The following is a 22077-nucleotide window of genomic DNA, read 5'->3' as shown; positions in this document are numbered from 1 at the left end:
GTCAGACCCTTTCCACGAGCTTCTGGCCAAATAGGCCGGAGGGGCGAATAAGCAGGAAGGCGAGCGCGACGACATAGGCAAACCAGCCCTCGATACCGCCGCCGAAGTAACCGCCGATATAGACTTCGGCGAGCTTTTCGGACGCGCCGACCAGAAGGCCACCGACGATCGCGCCGAGAATGGAATCGAAGCCGCCGAGAACGAGCACCGGCAACGCCTTCAGGACCACCAGCGATAGCGAGAACTGTACGCCGAGCCGCGCACCCCACAGCAGCCCGGCGACCAGCGCCACAAGACCCGCCGCTGCCCAGACGCTTGCCCAGATCAAGGGAAGCTTGAGGCCGACGGCAAGGGCGGCGAACTGATCGTCGGCGACCGCGCGAAAACCGAGGCCGATGCGGGTGTAGCGGAAGAAGACAGCAAGCAACACCACCATACCAGAGGCGACAACAGCGGCAAAAATGTCGAACTGGCTGACGAACACGCCACCGACATCGAAGGGAATGTCTTCGATGCCAAGGTCAAGGCCGTGAACCTGTGTGCCCCAAATCAGCTGTGCGGCACCTTCAATGATGTAGGAGAGGCCGAGCGTCGCCATAAAGAGCGTGATCGGCGGCTTGTTGGTGAGCGGCCGCAACACCGCGCGTTCGATTGCGATACCGATAAGCCCCATGGCAGCGAAGGTGATGGCGAAGGCAACGGCGAAGGGCGCACCCCGTTCGACAAGGCTGACAAAGGTCAGCGCGGCAAAAAGGAGTAGGGCACCCTGCGAAAAGTTCAGCACGCCAGAGGTTTTGTAGATCAGCACGAAGCCGAGCGCGACGAGCGAATACATGACGCCGGAGAGAAGCCCGCCGATCAACACCTCAGTGAAGAAAAGCCAGTCAAAGTCAGCAGCCATCAGATGCCCTCCCCGTCTTCGTTTTCCGGCGTGACGCCGAGATACGCATCGATCACGCGCTGGTCCGCGGCGATCTCCTGCGGGGTACCGTCGGCGATCTTGCGGCCGTAATCGAGAACGGCGATCCTGTCGGAAAGGCCCATGACCACGCCGATATCGTGCTCGATCAGCACGACCGTGATCGCGTATTCGTCGCGCGCCAGACGGACATAGTCGGAAAGCTCGTTCTTCTCGGTTGCCGTCATGCCGGCCATCGGCTCGTCAAGCAACAGGATGCGAGGTTCGGCGGCGAGCGCCCGGGCAAGTTCGACGCGCTTCTGCAGGCCGTAGGGCAGCGTGCCGGCAAGCCGGTCGGCATAAGGCGTCAACTGCAGGAAGTCGATGGCGCGGCTTGCCCGCTCACGCGCATCAGCCTGCTCGCGACGCGCCTTCGGCAGACCGACGATCTGGCTCAGGAAATTTGCTTGCCCGACATAGGCCCGCCCCGCCGCCACGTTGTCGAGTACGCTGAGGCCCTTGAACAGAGCGAGGTTCTGGAAGGTACGAGCGACGCCGAGACGAGCAAGCTTCTGCGTCGGAACCGGCTGAAAGGCGACGCCGTTTATCGCGACATGTCCATGGTCGGGACGATAAACACCGGAAATGATATTGATGAGCGAGCTTTTGCCGGCTCCGTTCGGGCCAATGATCGCGCGGATTTCGCCAGGCTGCACGGCTAGGTCGATATCCCGGAGGGCCACGACCCCACCGAAGGAGAGGTTGATGCCATGCAGCTCCAGGGCAGGCGTCTCATCCGGACGGGCCGCGGCCCGGCCCGGCGCCGCAGGAGCACTGCGAAGGGCAAATTGCTCCGCGATGTCCGGCCGTCGTGCCACGTCGCCGGTGAGGCCTGCGAGCAGAAAGTTCGGTGCCGACATGATTTGTTCCATGCTTCGTCCCTATGGACACAGGTTTCCACGCGCGGGCGCGATGGCGCCCGCGTTGGAGGGAGGGAAAACGCCGCGTCGCCGCGCCGTCTCAATTCTCTTGGCCCTACTCGGCTGCGATTGCTGCGCCTTCTTCCAGCTCTTCCAACTCGCGCACGAGCGGAATGACGTGCTTGCCAAAAGACTCGACTTCTTCCTGGAAATGCAGGAAGCCGAGCAGAATGAGGTCGGCGCCGGCGCGTTTCAAGCGGAGGATGCGTTCGGCCACCTGTCTTGGCGTACCGATCAGGTTGGAACGGAAACCGTCATTGTATTGTACAAGATCCTCAAAGCTGGACTTCGCCCAGTTGCCCTCGCCCTCCGGCGAAGCCTTGCCGGCATTTTTGACCTCGTGGCCGAAGGCATTGACCGCCTCCGGATTGGCCTTCTCGATAATCTCGGCAAGTACGGCCTTGGCCTCTTCCTCGGTTTCGCGGACGATGGCGAAGGCATTGACGCCGACCTTGACCGAATGGTTGTTCTCCTTGGCCTTGGCGCCGATGTCGTCGACCTGCCTGGCGATTTCCTCCGGCGTGTTGCCGTTGGTGAAGTACCAGTCGGAGACACGGGCGGCCATGTCGCGCGCCGCGCGTGAAGAGCCGCCCTGGAAGATTTCCGGCTGCGGATCGATCGGCTTCGGCTTCAGGGAATAGTTGTTGAAACGGTAGAAGTCGCCGCGGAAGGTGAAGTTGTCTTCCGTCCAGATGCCGCGCAGCGCCCGGATGAACTCTTCCGAACGACGGTAGCGCTCGTCGTGGTCGAGCCATGGTTCGCCGATGGCGTGGAACTCGCCCCGGAACCAGCCGCTGACGATGTTGACCGCCACGCGGCCGTTCGTCAGGTGGTTGATCGTGGCGATCTGCTTGGCGGCGAGCGCCGGGTTCCACGGGCCTGGCAGAATGGCAGCGATGACCTTCAGTTTCGTGGTCGCCTCGAGCAACGAATGGCTGAAGGAAACGGATTCATGCTGGAATTCCGCGCCGTAGCCAGCCGTGAAGCGGATCTGGCTCAGCGCGTAGTCGAAGCCACCTTCTTCGGCGATCTTCGCGAGTTTGCGATTATAGTCGATCGTCCAGCTGGTTCGCTGCTCGATGTTGGAGATCACGAGGCCGCCGGAGACGTTTGGTACCCAATAGGCGAATTTCACGGGTTCCCTGCTGCGCTCGGTCATGGGTAAAGTCCTCTCTTCCTGATGTCAGTTGGCGGCCGTTTCGCGCGAAACGAGGCGGATGGCCGGATGGGCGAGATCGCCGCCGGCAAGGGTGGCGGCGGGCAAAAGGTCGAACAGTTCGGCCACGGCGCGCTCGATGCGTGCTTCGACAGCCGGATTCGTCAGGGTGTATTCGGTAAAGTCGCTTTCGAGCGCGTAAACGGTCGTCGGGATGGTAACGGCACCGAAGAACCCGAACAGCGGCCGGAACTGGTGCTCCAGCATGAGGCCATGAAATGGCGTGCCGCCGGTGGCGGCCAGGATCACACGCTTGCCTTGAAGCGCACGGAAATCGACGAGGTCAAAGAGATGCTTGAGGGCGCCCGTGTAAGAGGCCCGATAAACGGGTGAACCAACGACCAATACGTCAGCACTTTCAACCGCCTCCACGATTGCACGCCCCTTCTCTGTCAATTGATCTGCTCTCAAGGCTTGAAAGAGGACAGGTGCGGCCTGCGTCAACGCGATAACTTCCGGCGTGGTGGTTACACGCTGGGTGATGCGAGCAAGTAATTCCATAACCAGCGTGGCGGTACGCGAGGGTTGCTTGACGCTGCCGTTTATGCCCAAAATTCTCACGCTACAGGCTCCAATATGATATATGTGTAATATCTATAGATTTTATAGAGTATCAAACACGGATGTTCTAAAGTCGCCTCGGTTTTTGGAATCCAATATTATTGTCGGGATTTCAGGCGCAATCGAAATGAGATTGCTCTCATCGCGGCGCGCCGATGTGGCTGCGGCGGCCACGTCACGAAACGCGACCTAGTCCTGCCTTGTGCCCCCGACGCCCCCCATTTGCGTGGGTGCGTTGCGGGTTTTAGCGTTGCCTTAAAGAAACTGTGCAAGGATCCAGGCCTGTCTTCCATGCCGGCAAACTGATGAAGTTTCGAAAAAATCGATCACGCGGCTTCGCGAGCTCCGCAATAAGCCATACCAGCGCATTTGCCCCAGCAATATTTGCGGCAACTATTGCGATTATCGTCGTCTATGTTGCAACGAACTGGCGGCTGGAACGATCGCTGGCCGATGAACGCTCGATCGTTGCCGGCGAGCTTGCCATCATATCGTCTCGGCTTCAGACGAACCTCAATAGCAATGTGAAACTGTTGCAGGGCCTGGCGGCGGGTATCGCTGTCAATCCGGCAATGGATCAGAGTGCTTTTGCCAAGCTCGCCGCGCAGATCCTGCAACCCGATTCACAATTGAAAAGCTTTGCCGCCGCGCCCGGCATGGTCGTCAAGTGGGTTTATCCAGAAAAGGGCAACGAAAAGGCCATCGGACTCGACTACCGAACGAACGAAAAGCAACGAGATGGCGCGATGCTGGCGCGCAACACCCACAATATCGTTTTGACGGGACCGGTGGACCTTGTCCAAGGTGGGACTGCCTTCGTGGCCAGGTGCCCAATCTATATCAATGACGGAAGAAGTCAGATCTTTTGGGGGCTTCTCTCAGGTATCATAGACATACCAAGGCTCTACCAGGATAGCGGCCTGGAATCGGCCGACCTTGAGATTGCCATCAGCACCGTACCGGAGCCAAACTCGCCCAAACAGGTTTTTCTCGGGGGCCTGGAAACCTTTTCGAAGCAACCGGTCGTGGCATCCGTTGATATGATGTATGGCCGATGGACCCTTATTGCCGTGCCAAAGGGCGGATGGGGTCAAAATAAGGGCATAGCCATATTTGAGGTTTTTGCGAGCCTGTTGTCATTGTGCGTCGTTGCTCCGATTGTCTGGGTCGGGTTTTTGACCAAATCACGCCAAAGAACCATTGAAAAGCTTCGCCTTCACAAGAAAAAGCTCGTTCGGGCACGGCAAAGGCTGGAACACCTGTCGTTGCATGACGCGCTAACCGGGCTTCCCAATCGACGATTTGTTGACCAGATGATCTCGCGACCCCAGAGACCTGGTCCAAAAGACTGCCTGATACTCATTCATATCGACCTGGATCGCTTCAAAGCGATCAATGACACGAAAGGGCACGCGGGAGGCGACGCAGTCTTGCAGGCAACGGCTTCACGCCTTGCCAATTTGGCTGGTCCGCACGAGGTAGCAGCTCGGATCGGTGGAGACGAGTTCATCTTCGCCAGCTGGAGTGCCAATCCCGAGCCTAGAGCAAACGAATTGGCCCAACAGATTGTCGCCGCGCTCGAAAAGACGCTTTTCATTGATGGTTCGGAGTGTGTTGTCGGTGCAAGCGTCGGCGTGGCTTGGGAGACCGAAGGCGTGGACGCCCGCGACCTTGGTCAATTGCTTCTAAATGCCGATCTGGCGCTCTACGAGGCGAAGAAAGCTGGCCGCGGCCGCGCGGCCATTTTCACCGAAGATCTTCGCAGCGCGGCGATCCTGTCGAAAGAATTGGCCGACGAATTCAACAATGCGCTCGACCGCGACGAACTCGTTGCATTCTTCCAGCCGCAGTTTGACGCAAACACATTGGATATCGCTGGCGTCGAAACCCTTGCCCGCTGGGATCACCGGCGAAAGGGTCTGCTCGGCCCGGACAAATTTCTTGGCGTCGCGGAAAGCCTCGGGCGTTCTGGCGACCTGGACAGGCTGATCTTGCAAAAGGCCCTGTTCGAGCTTGCAAGATGGGACAGCCTGGAAATGCGCATCCCGCGTGTCTCAGTAAACATTTCAGCGCATAGACTGGCGCAGGCAAATCTGCTTGCCGAGTTGTCCGAGCTTCCCATGGCGAGAGGTCGCCTGTGTTTCGAGCTCCTCGAGACAATCTCCTTCGACGATCTTCAACCTGTTCTCAATGACATAATCCCTGCGGTCAAAGAACTCGGTATTGAAATCGAGATCGATGATTTTGGCACCGGACATGCCAGCATCGTCAGCCTCCTCAGATTCGAGCCAAGAAGGCTCAAGATCGATCGGGAGATTATCAAGCCGATCGTCACCTCTCGATCTCAACGCCGTCTGGTCTCCTCGATTATCGAAATCGGCCGGTCCCAGAACATCGACATTGTTGCGGAGGGCGTGGAGACAATGGAGCACGCGAAGATACTGAGGGATCTTGGTTGCCACTTGCTGCAGGGCTACGCTCTCGCACGGCCAATGAGCTCGAAGCAGTTGGTCGAATTTTGCCGCGCGAAGGATAAAGGAATGATACGGGCTGGGTAAAAGCTACGCTTCGGCCACCGCACTTCAGAGTCGACCAGGGCTCGACCGCGCTGGCCGATCGCATTGCCGAACCTTCGCGATCTCATCGCTAGCTCGTATCTGGCGCATCCCCTGCCAAAGGCTTCTCCTCGCCTGCATCACGGCGAACGCCTGATGCGAAAATGCACCGAGGGCGGGCCGGGAGATCGGCGGCCGTGAGCGCTCGGGGCGAACGTGGACCGGCAATCAACAAGCTTTAGCGCCTCATGACACGCATAACGAGCGAGACGACAAAGAGCACCAGGAAGATGAAGAACAGAACCTGGGCGATCGATGCGGATGCTCCGGCGATACCACCGAAACCGAGGACGCCGGCAATCAATGCGACCACCAGGAAAACGAGAGCATAGTAGAGCATTTCCACCTCCGTCATTCTGACCACAGAAAAACGGAACGGCAGACGATTGGTTCCGAGTTAGGCCGCAGCCATGACGAGGCGCCGCGTCGACACGCCATCTCCGTCCCTAGGCCTCGGGGGTTCGGCAGCGGCCAGATACGCGTTCGCGGGAACCGTCAGAACGAACCAGAGGCCAGCACCGACAATGAACAAATCCCCAGCATGGTCGCCGCCCCGGGCAAGCATCGGCAGACAGGCGGAGATCACCAGCACCATTACCCGCACCGCCCACTCTGTTTCGCGCTTTCTAGTCGCGAGAACGGCCAAGGCGCGATATGCGCGCGCGTCATAGTCCGCACGCTCCGGCCTCGTCAGAAGTTTCCATGCATGTGGAAATGACAGCATCGCCAATGTGGCAGCGGCAAGAACACCGGCAGATCCGGGAAGAACCCACCAACTCAACGCCACCAGGCACGAAATCACGAAGAGGTTCCAACACGGGGTAAGCTCCTCCGGAGAACGACGGCTCCGCTCATGCCAGATCTGGAGAACTCGCGATGCCCCCTGAAGCATCGGTTGATCAATAAATCGATTGATGAATTCCATCTCGCGCCCTTCGGTCCACGATGCACCAACAGCAGAGAATTCCGGCACGAACGTGGCGTGACCCTGCGAATTTCCATTGCGCGGGGGATCCGTCGTTATCTTGCGGTTCACAGACGATGCCGGCGTGCCTCCTGGCGACATAAGCTGGCGCTGGACGGTCGCTGGTCCACTACGAGCGCGCAAAATGCCTGCATTTCGAAGAGATTGAACCACGGCCCAAAGAATATCGCTGTAAAGAAGTCTCTCCCTGGTCCCGTGCCTTGCCGGTTCCGGAACGAATTGACTGCCTCGGTTGTTTTTCAACCTGCAAGGATGCGCTGGGGCCAAGCTGCGCGACCTGGAGCTCAGGAAGCAACATCTTGCATGGCCGGCCTGCTGGTCTAACCCTGCTGGTCTAACAAGGAGTATTCACATATGGCAGAATTCCTCGGTCCGGCTCTGCTGCAGGAGGAAACGCCTGGTGCGCACTTGGACGACGTCCGCAATCGGGCAGCCGGTTGTACGCGGTGCGGTCTCTACAAAAACGCGACGCAGACCGTCTTCGGAGAAGGTCCGAAAACAGCGGAACTCGTATTCGTCGGGGAGCAGCCCGGCGACAAGGAGGATCTTGCCGGACGACCGTTCGTCGGCCCCGCGGGAAAGCTTCTTGATCGCTGCCTGGACGAGGCCGGCATCGAGCGCAGCAGATGTTACCTGACCAATGCGGTCAAACACTTCAAGTTCGAAGCTCGCGGCAAACGCCGTATCCATGCAAAGCCCAACAGAGGCGAGGTCAAGATTTGCGCATGGTGGCTCGGGGCAGAACTGCGCCTGGTCCGCCCGAAACTGGTGGTGGCCCTTGGTGCCACGGCAACCTATACGCTGCTCGGACCGCAGGCAAAGGTCAGCCGGGATCGAGGCTCCGTGCTGCACGCGCCCGTCGGACTCCCGGTTTTCGTCACCATACATCCGTCCGCCCTCTTGCGAATGCTCAATCAGCCGAGGCGAGAGGAAGAAATCGCACGCTTTGTCGATGACCTGAGATCTGTGGTCTCTTTTCTCGATCATTAGCTCGCCATCTGGACGGAGCGAGCCGTCACCGACGGCGCACTGTGGAACACAGAGTACCGGCTACGGCAAAGATTGTCTGTTTCGAGCTTGCACTATGCTCTGCTCGGAGCGCTGTGCGTCGTGGCCAGTAGCATCGTTCCACCGAGTTCAAGAAACTCGACCCGATCCGCTGATCGGGCAGCCAATCGATTTGGGACGGGTTGTAAAGTTTGAGTTGACCGTTTTCGACGGCGAGGCGACACTTGCAACCTGCAGCGAGGCAGGAGGAGAAGTCATGGACGAGCCAGGCCGCTGGCGCCACATGGCAAGCGCACCGAAAGACGGCAGTCGGATTCTCGTCACGATCCACCCATCCGAACAGGGGCCGGCGGAAGTTGACCTGGCGTATTGGTCGAATGGCGATCAATTCGGTGCAGAAGGCTGGCGCGCCTCCGATTCCTCGCCCGGCCGCGTCATCGCATACGCCGAGCCGGAATTGAAGTGCTGGATGCCGATGCCCTTGGCCAATCTCAATCGCGCCTCGATGCCCTCCCCTTGGGAAGGCGATGACGACCAAGAGCTCGACGGGTCAGGGATCTGAGAACTCTCGCCGCGGTGTTGCGAAGAATATCCTTCGCGCAGCTGTTGGAACGCCGGAGCAGCACCATCGCCTTGACCTTCTCGGCAATGACCGTTTTCCGCGCATAAGCTCGCAGCCGAGGCGCAGGGAAATCCAGCCTGGACGGATAGTTCAACACCGCCGCCCAGAGCTCGGGCGCATCACCAAAACAAATGTCGACCGTCAGGTTGATGCGGGCGCGCTGAGCGAGGCGATCTGACTGATCCCGACGGAACATCGGCTATTCGGCATCGTTTCACAACCAGTTGCAATCAAGCAACGTGACATGGAGGATGTTATGTCCCTGAAAATCGTCGCGACCTTGCTGCTTGGCATCGGTCTTGCCAGTTCCGCGTTTGCACAGTCGAACCCGGCTCCGGCAGGCTCCACGATGAACAAGAACCATGGTGATGCCACAAGCACGACCCATGGCATGAAGATGAAAAAGATCGACAGGACGACCACCGGCAGCACGACCCACAACGTCAACAAGGAAAACTGCAAGTCACTGAAGGGCAAGGGTTCGCTGCAGACCCAGGGCGGCAACAGCAACACCGAGAATACCGAGGACACCTGCGCCGACAACAATAACTGATCCGTCGGACAGAACGTGTCAGGATGGCCGTTGTGAAGCACCGCCGTCCTGACACTTTTTGGCCTTCCGAAGCGCTTCGTGCGGTCGGCCGCCAAGGCGAGCCACGTGGCGGGCCGGGCGGCCCGCACGCGGCATCTGCGAAGACCCGCGCAATGCAGCGCAAATCGGAAATGTCTCAGACAGCGGCACTATCGATCGGATGCGTCTGCTATCAGGCAAATTTTCGGGCCACCGCCACGCAGGCAATGACGGCGGCGGTGACAGCAAACATCGTCCATGTCACCGTTTCATGCAGCAACGTGGCCGCCAGGATGAGACCGAGGAAGGGTTGCAGCAATTGCAACTGTCCAACGCTGGCAATCCCGCCCTGCGCAAGTCCACGATACCAGAACACAAAACCTATCAGCATGCTGAACAGCGAGACGTAGGCCAGGCCTGCAAGGGCTGGCGCATCGATGTTTGCAAAACTTGGCGGCATGAACCAGATCGACGAGGCGATCATCAGCGGCAGCGACAGGACAAGCGCCCAGGATATCACCTGCCATCCCCCGAGCCTTCGCGAAAGCCTGGCGCCTTCGGCATAGCCGAGCCCACAGGCGATGATCGCCGCCATCATCAGCGCGTCTCCGACGGGCGCTGCACTCAGCCCCTGCGACAGGGCGAAACCGCAGACCAATGCACTTCCAGTCACGGCAAACAGCCAGAAGACCGGCTTCGGGCGCTCTCCGCCGCGAATGACACCAAAGACAGCGGTCGCAAGCGGCAACAGCCCGACGAAGACGATCGAGTGCGCCGACGTAACATGCTGCAGGGCAAGCGCGGTCAAAAGCGGGAAGCCCACAACCACGCCCGCGGCGACCACCGTCAACGACAAGACATCGCGTCCTGCTGGTCGCTTTTCTTTGAAGAAGAGCAGCAACAGCAGCGCCAGCATACCGGCAATCCCTGCCCGCGCGACGGTCAAAAACACCGGATCAAACTGTATCACCGCCAAACGCGTAGCGGGTAGCGAGCCGCTGAAGATCACGACGCCGATTAGGCCGTTAAGCCATCCAGATGCTGTGCGGTCCATATATACACTGCCTTTCTCAACTGCTGTCCTTGTCCGACAAAAGCCATGGCAACACCAGCGACGGTCTGATACAGTTTGAGAAAACTGTTATGGATAAGGTAGCAGTACGGATGGACCAAAACAGGGAACACACCATCACGAGGGTGATGATGGTCATGACGACAATCCGACAGCGGATTGCCGGCCGCAATTTGACGCCAGGCGCGAAACTGCCATCGGTTCGGGCAATGGCTGCAGCAGCTGGCGTGTCCACGTCGACAGTCGTCGATGCCTATGAGCGCATGGTCGCCGAAGGCGTCATCCTGTCTCGACCGGGCTCCGGTTTTTACGTCGCGGACCAGGCCGCTCCATTTTCGCTTGCCGACGTTGGCCCGAAACTGGACCGCGCCGTCGATCCGTTCTGGGTATCGCGACAATCGCTCGAGGCCGGGGAGAGCGATCTGAAGCCAGGCTGCGGCTGGCTGCCGCCATCCTGGCTTCCGGAAGATAGCATTCGCCGGGCCCTGCGAACACTTTCGCGCGCCGACAATGCCGCGCTTGTCGACTACGGCTCGCCGCTTGGCTTACCGCCGCTGCGCCAGCATATCGCACGACGCATGGCTGAGCGAGGCGTGGAGGCCTCGCCGGATCAGATCATGCTGACGGAATCCGGCACCCAGTCAATCGACCTGCTTTGCCGCTTCCTCCTCGAACCGGACTCTGTCGTGCTGGTCGACGATCCCTGCTATTTCAATTTCCAGGCGCTGCTGCGGGCGCATCGTGCCAGGATCGTCAGTGTTCCCTATACGCCGTCGGGCCCGGACCTCGAACTGTTCGCGCAGGTCGTTGCAGAGCACCGGCCGCGCCTCTACATCACCAACTCGGCCATCCACAATCCGACCGGCGCCACGCTTTCTCCCGTTGTCGCCCACCGGGTCTTGAAGATCGCCGATCAATTCGACGTCACGATCGTCGAAGACGATATCTTTGCCGACTTCGAGCACACACCAGCACCACGCCTTGCGGCCTTTGACGGCCTGGACCGGGTCATCCATATCGGAAGCTTTTCGAAAACCCTGTCGGCCGCCGCCCGTTGCGGTTTCATCGCCGCCAGACGAGAATGGGTCGATGGGCTGATCGACCTCAAGATCGCGACCTCGTTCGGCGGCGGGCGGCTTTCGGCTGAGCTTGTCTACAGGGTGCTTAGCGATGGCGGCCATCGCAAGCACATCGAGGCACTGCGCAGCCGGCTCTCGAAGGCGAGGTTCGAGGTTTCGATCAAGCTGAAGAACCTTGGAATAAGGCCCTGGCTGGAACCTTCCGCAGGCATGTTCCTCTGGTGTCGATTGCCAGGAGACACCAGCGCCACCGACATCGCACGCGCGGCATTGGAAAGAAAAATTGTGCTCGCGCCCGGGAATGCGTTCAGCCTGTCCCAGACAGCCACGAATTTCATGCGTTTCAACGTGTCCCAGATGCTTGAGCCGCAGGTCTTCGATGCGCTGCGCGAGATCCTGAAGCAATAGACCGATGGCGATGTCGCGCCACCGGGTTCCCCTTGCCTCAGCGCTCGAACATGTCTTGCCATTGGCGCTCGCCGATCATGCAATCGGTTGCCGGCTGATCCGCAATTTTGCCGACCGTGGGCGCAAGAGGAAGCCCACTGACCTCAAGGACAAGCTTTCGGCGCACCGCCACGGCGAAGTCCTCGATCTTATAGACCGGCAGGACAAACGAACCCGGGCCACCAATGACGCAATCGGCATAATACCTGTCGAGCCCTCCCGGTGCGCCAGAGGGACGCAACATCAGCGTCAGTCCATTGATGACGATACCGGCCTCCACCGCCTTGTCTCGGGTTGGCGCGACCGGATTGCCGGAATTGTTCGTACCGTCGCCTGAGACATCGATCACCTGCCGCAAGCCGGAATAGGGACTGGAGACGATCATTGCAGCGCCCTGGGTAATCGCGGTGGAGATGGACGTGCGGCGCTGGGTGATGATCGGTCGCTGTTCGAGCTTGTTGGCAAAGGCAATCGCATCCTGTTCCGTCTCGATCAAATGCCAGTCGATGACGGAATCCGGCACGACATAGCCGGCCCATTCAAAGTAGCTGATCGCAATGCGCCCAGTGAGCCCGCCGGTCACCGCCTCGATGAACTCCCTGTGCTTGAGCGCCTCGACATAGCCGTCGCGCTGAATGCGAACCTCTTCCTGATCCATCGACCGGGAGGTGTCGACTGCCAGGACCAATTTCACATCAACGTCGTTCGCCCCCAGTTGCGCAGCAACCGGAGTTGCACCGGAGAGGCTCAGGATCATCGCAATCGCTGCAATCATCGGCGTCCAGTCCCGCCTCATAACGAGAAAAAAAATGTAGCACAGCTTGGTTTGCAGGCGACATCGCCATGCACGGTTTACGTCAATTTTCGATGATGAACATGGCGATTTCGTTGAGGGCGCTTATCAAGTCTCCCATCATCAATTGAAACTGGCTCATCGAGGCAAGCATCGAGCATGGCGGGATGAACCGTAGTGATCAGGCTGGTCGCGGCGTAGATTGCACTCACCGTCAGGAAGCCGAGCGATGGAGGCGTGTCGAGAATGACAACATCGTAATCCGCTTCGACCTCGGAAAGTGCGAGCTTCAGCCGCTCGAAAAAGATCGCACCGGACGCCGATTTATTTGCCAAGACCCGCAATGTTTCGTGCTCATACACCATGACTTCGAGGTTGCCCGGAATAAGGTCAACGCCGTCGAAATAGGTTTTGCGGAGAATGTCACGAATGGGCCGCCGCACGTGCGGCGGCTGCACTTGATTTGAGTTGTGCGCAATCTCATCTGAATAGAACTGTTTTCAATCTGTCGAACCGACAGCCTCTCGCCTCTGCAGCCGCTGCCGCTTCCCAATGCGACGCTTGCGCGTCGGAAGGGCTTTTCATGGGTTTCCTAGATCGTGACATCCAGCCGTCAAAGGACGCCAGCCTGCTGGATGCCTATTCTCATTCCGTATCGAACGCGGTTGACCTCGTTGGCCCCGCGGTCAGCCGTATCGAACGAGTTAGCGGTCGCGCCGGACATGGTTCCGGATTTGCGATTTCGCCGGATGGCCTGGTTGTTACGAACAACCATGTCGTCGACGATGCCAGGACCGTTCGCATCAAAACGCCCGATGGCACGGTAATCGAAGGCAAAGTGCTGGGCCGCGACCCGGACAGCGACCTCGCGCTCATTCGTGCCAACGACTGGGCAGGCGCCTTTGCGAACCTTGGAGACTCCAAGACGCTGAAGCGCGGGCACATTGCCATCGCGATCGGCAATCCCCTCGGTTTCGAGTGGACGGTAACGGCCGGCATCATATCGGCACTCGGCCGATCGATGCGCGCCGCCAGCGGCCGCCTGATGGATGATATCATCCAGACCGATGCTGCGCTCAATCCCGGAAATTCCGGCGGCCCGCTTGTCTCGTCGGCAGGTGAAGTCATTGGCGTCAACACGGCCGTCATTCAAGGCGCGCAAAGCATAGCTTTTGCCGTCGCATCCAACACCGCCGAACATGTCGTGTCGGAACTTCTGCGCTTCGGCCACGTGCGGCGCGCCTATATCGGCATTTCAGCTGATACAGTGGAACTGCATCGTCGTGTGGCGCTGGAAGCCGGGCTCGTTCAGACAACGGCCGTGCGCCTGCGCCGGGTAGAAACCGAAAGCCCGGCAGCGCGAGCCGGACTTCAGGAAGGAGACTATCTGCTGGCAATCGACGGCCAGCCCACCTCGGGTATCGACGACGTGGTCAGGCTTATGGACGGGGACAAGATCGACGTTAATGTCGAGGTCTTGATCTTTTCGGTTGCCGGTCGGGTCGAACGTCACACGGTCCGCCCAACGCATCGACCGAAATCGGCGTAGCCGACCGGGCATAATCGTTTGCGAAGTGAGGTCGCTGACGGGCGGCGGATCGTTTCGCAAGGCCACGAGTTGACGACACCGCAGCTGTCGACGACTTCCTGCGCAATGCAGATGGCGCATGTCCAGGACAACAGTCACAGCATCATCTGCTGACTTTCAGCGTCGGCTCTCCTGTTTTGGCCGCTGCGGCAAAGGACAACGCCGCCACCATGATCTCGGCAGCGGCCAATGTCGCGATGACAGAGGGACGCTTGTCCTTGATTGCGGTGCCTCCGATCGGGCAGACGAGCCGATCGAGAAGCTTTGGCCTTTTGACCTCGCGTAAGAGCCAATTCTTGAAGGTCGCACGCTTCGTCTTCGAGCCGATCATCCCGACATAAGCGGCATCGTCCCGACACAGTGCTTCTGCGGCAATCAAAAAGTCGAGCGCGTGGTCGTGCGTGAGGATGACGAAGGCGCTCCCAGCCGGTGCATCGCGCACGATCGCCTCGGGTATTGCGGTCAGGCAAGTTTCGATGCCCGACGCACGCGACGCCGCAAGCTCGTCTTCACGGGTATCGATCAGGACTGTGCGCAATGGCGCCAGCGACAGCGCCGCGGCCAACGCGTCACCGACATGGCCCGCACCAAAGATATAGACATGCGGACGCCGGGCAATTTCGGCATCGGCTCGCACAATCAATTCATCGGCCAGTTCGGGTGTTACTGCCGCGAAGGAAAGCCCGACCCGACCGCCGCAGCATTGACCGATCTCCGGTCCGAGAGGAATGCTCATTGCTGCGATCGGCTGGGAGTTGCGAAGCGCCCGTCGTGCCTGGTCAATTGCCATATACTCCAATTGCCCGCCTCCAATGGTTAAAAAGGCGCGGCGTTTGGAAACCAGCATCCACGCGTCGGTATCGCGCGGCGTCGAGCCGACCGCTCCCGTCACTTCGACGAGGATGCAATGGCGCTCCTCGCGCAGAAAGTCCCGCAAATCGTCGCGAGCGGCAGGCATCCGGTTCAACCTTTCCTTTCAACAAAACGCGTGCGTTCAATGGCCATCGATGCACGCTCGGCGTGACGGGCTGATCGATGCAGGAAGAGCATGATAGTCCGCAACGCTCGCATCCGCCATCGAGATTGCCTCGAAGAGCGAAATTGCGAGCATGATCTGTGCCGTGCCGACGGCCCTCGACCAACGGACGCTATCCTCCTTGTTCAGCGACCACTCCGCAACGCGAACGTTAAACATTCTGATCGACGTTCTTCGCGCCGAGGGGCTTGCAGGCAGGCGGGCCTGGATGTGCTGTCGCAGTGGCGGAGGGTCGTGGCGATGCATGAGGGCAGCCCGTTATGGCTAAGGTTGACGGAGAATTCGTACCAGTCGCGATAGCCCAACACGCGAGCTGGAAATTGCTGCGCTCAACGTGTCGCCAGAATCATTCTTCGCAAAGAGAGCCTCTCTTTCATCAAAATTCATTGCTGCTTATCGAATTTCATGAGAGCTTCGCTCCAAAAGTAATTTTCAGATGCGGATATCAGAGTTCATGGAACACGGACAAAGAAAGCCGTTTTCAGGCGCGGTCAGCATTTTTCACGGTCGCTCGATGCCGGAAGCCGCCATCCCTGTCGGCTATGCGGCCATGATCGATGCCTTTGAATTATCCGTTCCTTTGCCAATTACCCTGTCCGCGATCGGTCCACGCCACAAAGTCTATCAGGCTGAGGGCTGGAAACTTTACACCCCGCGCCACCAGCCGGACAATAACCTTGCCGGACACCTGACCTTCGCGCTGCGCTATGAAGGGCTGGACCTTGCCGTTCTGAAAGCCCTGTTCCGAGAAACAGGTTCTGAAGCGATCACCAACATGGTGCGCGCGGCGCCTACTGGCGCCTATGCGCGACGGCTGTGGTTTCTCTACGAATGGCTGCTCGATACACGGCTCGATCTGCCCGACGCGGCACAGGGCACCTATGCTCTCATCGTCGATCCCGAAAGGCAATTCGCGGTTGGCGGAACGAGCTCGACAAGACATCGGGTAAAAAACAATTTGCCCGGCACACCAGACTTCTGCCCGATGATCTTCCGCACGCCCGCACTCGAGGCGTTCGTTGCGCGCGGGCTCGGCGACGAAGCGCGGCAATTGATCGCCGAAGTGCCGGCGGACCTGCTTGCACGCACCGCTGCATTCCTGCTGCTCAAGGATTCGCGCTCGAGCTTCCAGATCGAGGGAGAAGATCCGCCGCAAGATCGCATCCAGCGCTGGGGCCAGGTGATCGGTGAAGCCGGCCGCCGGCCAGTAGATCGCGCCGAACTGGAGCGGTTGCAGCGCATTGTCATCGGCGACGCGCGCTTCGTCCGTCTTGGCCTGCGCGTTGAGGGTGGCTTCATCGGCGAGCATGATCGCCTGACGGGCGCGCCCATCCCCGATCATGTCAGCGCACGACATGAAGATCTGCCCTCGTTGATCGACGGCCTGACCTCTTTCGACCGCGGCGCGGCACAGCACTTCGATCCAGTTCTCGCCGCCGCGGCTCTCGCTTTCGGCTTCGTCTATATCCACCCTTTCGAAGACGGAAACGGCCGACTGCACCGCTATCTGATCCATCATGTTCTCGCCGAGCGCGGGTTCAATCCTCCCGGGCTTGTCTTTCCGATCTCGGCCGTCATCCTAGACCGCATCGATGCCTATCGAAACGTATTGGAAAGTTACTCACGCCGCCTTTTGCCACTTGTTCGTTGGCAATCAACGGATCGTGGCAACGTCACGGTGCTGAATGACACCGCCGACTTCTACCGCTACTTCGACGCGACGCCGCACGCCGAATTCCTGTTCGAGTGTGTAGCCCGAACGATCGATGTGGATCTGCCGGCCGAGACGGCATTCCTGCGCGTCTATGACGCGTTCAAGATCGAAGTGCAGCAGATGATTGATATGCCCGATCGCATGCTGGACCTCTTATTCCGCTTCATGCGTCAGAACGAAGGGAGACTGTCAAAGCGGGCTCGCGACAATGAGTTTTCGGCGCTTAGCGACGCAGAGGCCAGTCGCATCGAGGCCATCTATGCTGATATTCGACGAGTGGCGAGCTGAACGCAATGTCATCTATCGCGATCCGCGGTCGCGGCACAGCAGGCCTGCTGAAGCCATTAGGAGCTGATGTGTCTGGCGACCCTCGTTTTGTCGATACCTGGCCCGAACATGTCGACCGTGTCGACATGTCGAGCAAAGTGACCCGCCGGGCGAAGCTGCCAGGCTTTGTTCAGAAGCCATTGCCGCCTTATACTCGGCAGGACAATAGTGCGCCGTTTGGAATACTATCGCCACCCGTGCATTTTCATGCCACCGGCGCGGGTTGTGTCCATCCTACCCGGAGATCACACGGCCTTCACGCCGGAACGCGTCGGGGCTCTTCGACATCCATTTGCGAAACGCACGGAAGAAGGCGCTGGGCTCCGAATAGCCAAGCTGGGCGGCGATATCGCCTGTCGTTTTCGATGTGTTGAGCAGCAGATCGACGGCAAGATCACGACGTATGTCGTCCTTGATGCTGGCGTAGCTTTGCCCCTCATCACGCAGCCGGTGACGCAGGGTCGAGGGCGGCATGCGCATCTCTGCGGCAAGACCGGAGAAGGTTTTCCATGCGGCAGGGGGCATCTTGTCCAGCCTCCGCCTGACACTGGAAGCGAGCCCCGCATCGTAGCGGTAGCGCACAAGGATATTGGCCGGCGCCCCGCGTAAGAACTGTTTCAACGCTTGCTCGGTGCGCATCACCGGCAGATCAAGCATCGCGCTGTCGAAACCAAGGCGGCTTGCCGGCTGCGCGAATCTGACCGGCGCACCGAAGAAGAGCCGATAGTCGGCCTCCTGCTTCGGCTCGGCGCAGCGGAAATCGACAAGGCGGATTGGAATGCGCCTCCCAACCAGCCAGCAGGCTATTCCATGAATAAGGATCCAGTAGGTGCGGTAGGCGAAAGCTGAACGCGCTTCGCCGGCCTCCGCCAACTCGATCTGGGCAAGCCCGTCCCTGACGACAAGTTGGCCGCGCGGATCATCCAATACGACATCGAGGAAACGCAGAGCCCGGCGCAGCGCATGGCCGAGGGTTGCCGCATGCAGGACGCAATGGCAAAGCAGGGTGAAGCTGCCACTGCGCATCGGACGCCCGCCCATCCCGAAAAACTCGTCATCGAGTTCTCTGGCAATGGCGAGCCAGAGAGCGCCATAGCTCTCAGCCGACACAGGTTGATCGACGATGGCCGGCAGCCCGGCCGAATACAGCAGCGGCGCTGTCGGTCGTCCCATGCGCCTTAGACTGTCCAGCGCCTCCTCAACGAAAGCCGGCGCGATCATGCGCCTCTCCATGTCAGCCACCAGTTCCTCCACCCTATGGCAAAACTGTCCGAAACAATGCAGCACTTTGGTCATCGCTTGCAATATGGCGACAGAATAGAATCGACCGAGTTGGGTCGTGCCGGGAGGACGGCGCGCTCCCAAGAGACGATCGCAAGGTGATGGGAGCAGACCGATGCTGATCCGTGGAGGAGCCTTTATCGTCACCGGCGGCGGGTCTGGCCTCGGTGCAGCAACGGCGCGCATGCTGGTTGAAAATGGCGCGCGGGTGGTCATCGCCGACCTCAATGAGGCGGCCGGGGAGGCGATCGCCGCAGACCTCGGCGCGGATGCCCGCTATATCAGGGCCGACGTGACGAGCGCGGAGGATGGGGCCGCAGTGGTGGCGGCAGCGCTGGAGTCCTTCGGCAATTTGAGCGGACTGGTAAACTGCGCCGGCGTGGCACCGGGCGAGAAAATTATCGGTCGCGATGGACCACACCGTCTCGACAGTTTCGTGCGGACAATCAGCATCAACCTCATCGGCACATTCAACATGATCCGCCTTGCGGCATCGGCCATCCAGCATCAGCAACCCGATGCCGAAGGCGAGCGTGGCGTCATCGTCAATACCGCCTCGATCGCTGCCTTCGATGGGCAAGTCGGACAGGCGGCCTATGCCGCCTCGAAGGGTGGCATCGCCTCGATGACGCTTCCGATGGCACGCGAGCTCGCCCGTCACGGCATTCGCGTCGTGTCGATTGCCCCTGGTATTTTCGAGACGCCGATGATGGCGGGTATGCCGCACGAAGTGCAGGAAGCGCTCGGCAAGAGTGTGCCCTTCCCACCCCGCCTCGGCAGGCCGGCGGAATTTGCAGCACTCGTGCACCATATATGTGAAAACAGCATGCTGAACGGCGAGGTCATACGCCTCGATGGCGCACTACGAATGAGCGTGCGCTAGGCCGTTCGGCACAGGAGGCTTGAACATGGCTTTGCAGGACCCCGTCGTCATTGTCGGAACGGCGCGCACGCCGATCGGCGGCTTCCAGGGTGAGCTCAAGGAGGCAAAGGCGCCCGATCTTGGAGCTGCTGCGATCCGCGCAGCACTTCAGCGCGCCAAGGTGGCTCCGGATGCCATTGACGAAGTCGTCTTCGGCTGCGTGCTTCCGGCCGGTCAGGGACAAGCGCCGGCCCGGCAGGCGGCAATCGGCGCAGGACTGCCCTTTTCCACAGGTGCAACCACGGTCAACAAGATGTGTGGTTCCGGCATGAAGGCAGTCATGTTGACCCATGACCTTTTGGCCGCGGGAAGCGCCACTGTCGGCGTTGCCGGCGGCATGGAAAGCATGACCAATGCGCCCTATCTTCTTGATCGTGCCCGTGGCGGTTACAGGCTCGGCCACGGACGCGTCATCGATCATATGTTCCTCGACGGGCTGGAGGATGCTTATGACAAGGGACGTTTGATGGGCACCTTCGCGGAGGACTGTGCTGAAGCTTACCAGTTCACGCGCGAGGCGCAGGATCGTTACGCAGTGACGTCGCTCACCCGCGCTCAAAGGGCCATCGATGCGGGCTACTTCGATGCCGAGATCACGCCGGTCACGATCGCAGTGGGAAAGGCCGAGCAGACGGTCAGCCGGGACGAACAGCCAGGCAAGGCGAAGATCGACAAGATCCCCCTCCTCAAGCCAGCCTTTCGTGACGGTGGCACCGTAACGGCCGCCAATTCCAGCTCGATTTCCGACGGCGCTGCCGCTCTCGTGCTGATGCGTCGTTCCGAAGCCGAACGAAAGGGATTACAACCCCTTGCGACGATCACCGGCCACGCCACGCATTCGCAGGCGCCCAGTCTTTTTGCCACCGCTCCGATCGGTGCCCTGCAGACACTCTCCGATCGCACGGGCTGGCCGCTCGACACCGTCGATCTCTTCGAGATCAACGAGGCATTTGCCGTCGTCGCCATGGCTGCAATGCGCGACCTCCGGCTGCCGGATGAAAGGGTAAACGTCCATGGCGGGGCCTGCGCGCTTGGCCACCCGATCGGTGCGTCAGGCGCACGCATTCTTGTCACACTGCTTGCCGCGCTCGAGCGCTACGATCTGAAACGCGGCATGGCAGCTCTATGCATCGGCGGTGGCGAGGCAACCGCCTTGGCGATCGAGCGTCACTAGGAAAGGCCGGGAGGAAACCAGCATGATCCTTTCCGAACTGCAGCAGCAAATCCGCGATCTCGCAAGAGATTTCGCCCGCGAGCGGCTTTGGCCCGGAGCGGCTGCCCGTGACCGTGAGCACAGGTTCCCGCGCGAAGAGCTTGATGAGATGGGTGAACTTGGCCTGCTCGGCATGCTGGTTCCGGAACAATATGGTGGCTCCGACACCGGCACGCTTGCCTATGCAGCTGCTCTGGAGGAGATCGCAGCCGGCGACGGACCGTGTTCCACGATCATGAGCGTCCACAGCTCGGTCGCGTGCGTACCGATCCTGAAATTCGGCACCGAAGAACAGAAGCAGCATTTCCTTCCCAGGCTTGCCAGTGGCGAATGGATCGGCGGCTTTGCGCTGACCGAGCCACAGGCCGGCTCGGACGCGTCCAGTCTGCGCAGTCGCGCACGCCGCGATGGTGATCATTACGTCCTCGATGGTGCCAAGCAGTTCATCACCTCGGGCAAGAACGGCCAGATGATCATCGTGTTTGCGGTGACCGATCCGGACGCCGGCAAGAAGGGGATCACCGCCTTCATCGTGCCGACCGATACGCCAGGCTATGAAGTGATCCGCGTCGAGGAAAAGCTTGGGCTGCATTCGACAGACACCTGCCAGATCGCCTTCAACGGCCTGCGGATCCCCGCTGAATTGAGGTTGGGCGCGGACGGCGAAGGATACCGGATCGCACTGGCAAACCTTGAGGGTGGACGTATCGGCATTGGCGCTCAGGCCGTTGGCATGGCGCGCGCTGCTTTTGAGGCAGCACGCGACTACGCGCGTGAACGCACGGCCTTCGGCAAGGCGATCATCGAACATCAGGCGGTAGCCTTCCGGCTTGCCGACATGGCGACCCAGATCGAAGCAGCCCGCCAACTCGTCTTTCACGCAGCGGCGTTGCGCGACAATGGGCTGCCCTGCCTTTCTGAGGCGTCGATGGCCAAGCTTTTCGCGTCCGAGATGGCAGAGCGGGTATGCTCGGATGCGATCCAGATCCATGGGGGCTATGGCTACATGGCCGATTATCCCGTCGAGCGCATCTATCGGGATGTCCGCATCTGCCAGATATACGAGGGAACAAGCGACGTGCAGAAGATGGTGATCGCGCGCAATCTATAAGAATAAGGAATGCGACGTTCCGCTTCTGAGGAGAGAAG

General features: G+C 59.9%; 21 protein-coding genes and 2 pseudogenes. 10 read left to right on the top strand and 13 right to left on the bottom strand.

Going from position 1 to position 22077, the window contains the following annotated elements; all coding sequences use genetic code 11:
- Nucleotide 1: 1 nt before the first annotated feature.
- The 4 genes from NBG89_RS20785 to msuE form a co-directional block, all read right to left on the bottom strand.
- Nucleotides 2–901: a branched-chain amino acid ABC transporter permease gene (locus tag NBG89_RS20785; protein ID WP_431324016.1), complete on the bottom strand. Its 900-nt coding sequence runs from the start codon at nt 899–901 to the stop codon at nt 2–4.
- Complete coding sequence (locus NBG89_RS20780; protein ID WP_431324015.1) at nt 901–1818, bottom strand: ABC transporter ATP-binding protein; 918 nt, start codon at nt 1816–1818, stop codon at nt 901–903. The genes NBG89_RS20785 and NBG89_RS20780 overlap by 1 nt, the downstream gene beginning before the upstream one ends.
- Before the next feature lie 115 nt (nt 1819–1933).
- Complete coding sequence (gene sfnG, locus NBG89_RS20775; protein ID WP_431324014.1) at nt 1934–3037, bottom strand: dimethylsulfone monooxygenase SfnG; 1104 nt, start codon at nt 3035–3037, stop codon at nt 1934–1936.
- Between the two features lie 24 nt (nt 3038–3061).
- Entirely contained in the window at nt 3062–3655 is a 594-nt protein-coding gene (gene msuE / locus NBG89_RS20770; RefSeq protein WP_431324013.1) for an FMN reductase, read from the bottom strand.
- Between the two features lie 305 nt (nt 3656–3960).
- Here msuE and NBG89_RS20765 point away from each other — a divergent pair, with 305 nt between their 5' ends.
- Nucleotides 3961–6213, top strand: coding sequence for a bifunctional diguanylate cyclase/phosphodiesterase (locus NBG89_RS20765; protein WP_431324012.1), 2253 nt, complete (start codon nt 3961–3963; stop codon nt 6211–6213).
- 235 nt (nt 6214–6448) lie between these two features.
- Here the strand turns inward: NBG89_RS20765 and NBG89_RS20760 are convergent, their stop codons facing one another.
- Nucleotides 6449–6610, bottom strand: coding sequence for a DUF1328 domain-containing protein (locus tag NBG89_RS20760; RefSeq protein WP_088705163.1), 162 nt, complete (start codon nt 6608–6610; stop codon nt 6449–6451).
- A gap of 57 nt (nt 6611–6667) precedes the next feature.
- Complete coding sequence (locus NBG89_RS20755) at nt 6668–7072, bottom strand: hypothetical protein (protein WP_431324011.1); 405 nt, start codon at nt 7070–7072, stop codon at nt 6668–6670.
- Between the two features lie 537 nt (nt 7073–7609).
- On the opposite strand from NBG89_RS20755, the gene NBG89_RS20750 reads away from it, so the two are divergent.
- Nucleotides 7610–8245, top strand: coding sequence for a UdgX family uracil-DNA binding protein (locus tag NBG89_RS20750; protein WP_431324010.1), 636 nt, complete (start codon nt 7610–7612; stop codon nt 8243–8245).
- Between the two features lie 274 nt (nt 8246–8519).
- On the top strand, nt 8520–8825 hold the full coding sequence (locus NBG89_RS20745) for a hypothetical protein (RefSeq protein ID WP_431324009.1): 306 nt from the start codon (nt 8520–8522) through the stop codon (nt 8823–8825).
- A gap of 28 nt (nt 8826–8853) precedes the next feature.
- On the opposite strand, the pseudogene NBG89_RS20740 reads toward NBG89_RS20745, so the two are convergent.
- A pseudogene (locus NBG89_RS20740) lies at nt 8854–9042 on the bottom strand (nucleotidyl transferase AbiEii/AbiGii toxin family protein); the annotation flags it as partial.
- 99 nt (nt 9043–9141) lie between these two features.
- Between NBG89_RS20740 and NBG89_RS20735 the strand changes: the two are divergent.
- Complete coding sequence (locus tag NBG89_RS20735) at nt 9142–9438, top strand: hypothetical protein (protein ID WP_431324008.1); 297 nt, start codon at nt 9142–9144, stop codon at nt 9436–9438.
- A gap of 211 nt (nt 9439–9649) precedes the next feature.
- Here NBG89_RS20735 and NBG89_RS20730 read toward each other — a convergent pair whose 3' ends face one another.
- Entirely contained in the window at nt 9650–10510 is an 861-nt protein-coding gene (locus tag NBG89_RS20730; RefSeq protein ID WP_431324007.1) for a DMT family transporter, read from the bottom strand.
- Nucleotides 10511–10599: 89 nt separating this feature from the next.
- Here NBG89_RS20730 and NBG89_RS20725 point away from each other — a divergent pair, with 89 nt between their 5' ends.
- Nucleotides 10600–12015 carry a PLP-dependent aminotransferase family protein gene (locus NBG89_RS20725; RefSeq protein WP_431324006.1) on the top strand — a complete coding sequence of 472 codons (1416 nt, stop codon included), beginning with the start codon at nt 10600–10602 and terminating at the stop codon, nt 12013–12015.
- 37 nt (nt 12016–12052) lie between these two features.
- Here NBG89_RS20725 and NBG89_RS20720 read toward each other — a convergent pair whose 3' ends face one another.
- Complete coding sequence (locus tag NBG89_RS20720) at nt 12053–12829, bottom strand: DUF1194 domain-containing protein (RefSeq protein ID WP_431324005.1); 777 nt, start codon at nt 12827–12829, stop codon at nt 12053–12055.
- Nucleotides 12830–12938: 109 nt separating this feature from the next.
- Nucleotides 12939–13287 (bottom strand): annotated as a pseudogene (locus NBG89_RS20715) (AAA family ATPase); the annotation flags it as partial.
- Nucleotides 13288–13430: 143 nt separating this feature from the next.
- Between NBG89_RS20715 and NBG89_RS20710 the strand changes: the two are divergent.
- Nucleotides 13431–14396 (top strand): S1C family serine protease, encoded by a 966-nt coding sequence (locus tag NBG89_RS20710; RefSeq protein ID WP_431324004.1) that lies wholly within the window; start codon nt 13431–13433, stop codon nt 14394–14396.
- A 142-nt stretch (nt 14397–14538) separates the two neighbouring features.
- Here NBG89_RS20710 and xdhC read toward each other — a convergent pair whose 3' ends face one another.
- Both xdhC and NBG89_RS20700 read right to left on the bottom strand, forming a co-directional pair.
- A complete protein-coding gene (gene xdhC / locus NBG89_RS20705; RefSeq protein WP_431324003.1) occupies nt 14539–15393 on the bottom strand; it encodes a xanthine dehydrogenase accessory protein XdhC in 855 nt (284 codons plus the stop codon).
- A 36-nt stretch (nt 15394–15429) separates the two neighbouring features.
- Entirely contained in the window at nt 15430–15630 is a 201-nt protein-coding gene (locus tag NBG89_RS20700; RefSeq protein ID WP_431324002.1) for a hypothetical protein, read from the bottom strand.
- 295 nt (nt 15631–15925) lie between these two features.
- Between NBG89_RS20700 and NBG89_RS20695 the strand changes: the two genes are divergently transcribed.
- Complete coding sequence (locus NBG89_RS20695) at nt 15926–17473, top strand: Fic family protein (protein ID WP_431324001.1); 1548 nt, start codon at nt 15926–15928, stop codon at nt 17471–17473.
- A 273-nt stretch (nt 17474–17746) separates the two neighbouring features.
- On the opposite strand, the gene NBG89_RS20690 is transcribed toward NBG89_RS20695, so the two are convergent.
- Nucleotides 17747–18808 carry an AraC family transcriptional regulator gene (locus NBG89_RS20690; protein ID WP_431324000.1) on the bottom strand — a complete coding sequence of 354 codons (1062 nt, stop codon included), beginning with the start codon at nt 18806–18808 and terminating at the stop codon, nt 17747–17749.
- 100 nt (nt 18809–18908) lie between these two features.
- On the opposite strand from NBG89_RS20690, the gene NBG89_RS20685 reads away from it, so the two are divergent.
- Genes NBG89_RS20685 through NBG89_RS20675 form a run of 3 tightly spaced genes read left to right on the top strand, consistent with a single transcriptional unit; the run spans nt 18909 to nt 22039 of the window.
- Nucleotides 18909–19676, top strand: a complete 768-nt coding sequence (locus NBG89_RS20685; protein WP_431323999.1) for a 3-hydroxyacyl-CoA dehydrogenase — start codon at nt 18909–18911, stop codon at nt 19674–19676.
- 25 nt (nt 19677–19701) lie between these two features.
- Nucleotides 19702–20889, top strand: coding sequence for an acetyl-CoA C-acyltransferase (locus NBG89_RS20680; RefSeq protein WP_431323998.1), 1188 nt, complete (start codon nt 19702–19704; stop codon nt 20887–20889).
- 22 nt (nt 20890–20911) lie between these two features.
- Nucleotides 20912–22039 (top strand): acyl-CoA dehydrogenase family protein, encoded by a 1128-nt coding sequence (locus tag NBG89_RS20675; protein ID WP_431323997.1) that lies wholly within the window; start codon nt 20912–20914, stop codon nt 22037–22039.
- The last annotated feature ends 38 nt before the right edge of the window (nt 22040–22077 follow it).

This window comes from Rhizobium sp. YTU87027 (genome assembly GCF_050644135.1).
In the GTDB taxonomy this organism is placed as follows: domain Bacteria; phylum Pseudomonadota; class Alphaproteobacteria; order Rhizobiales; family Rhizobiaceae; genus Rhizobium.
This window is presented reverse-complemented; position numbering and strand designations above follow the sequence as displayed.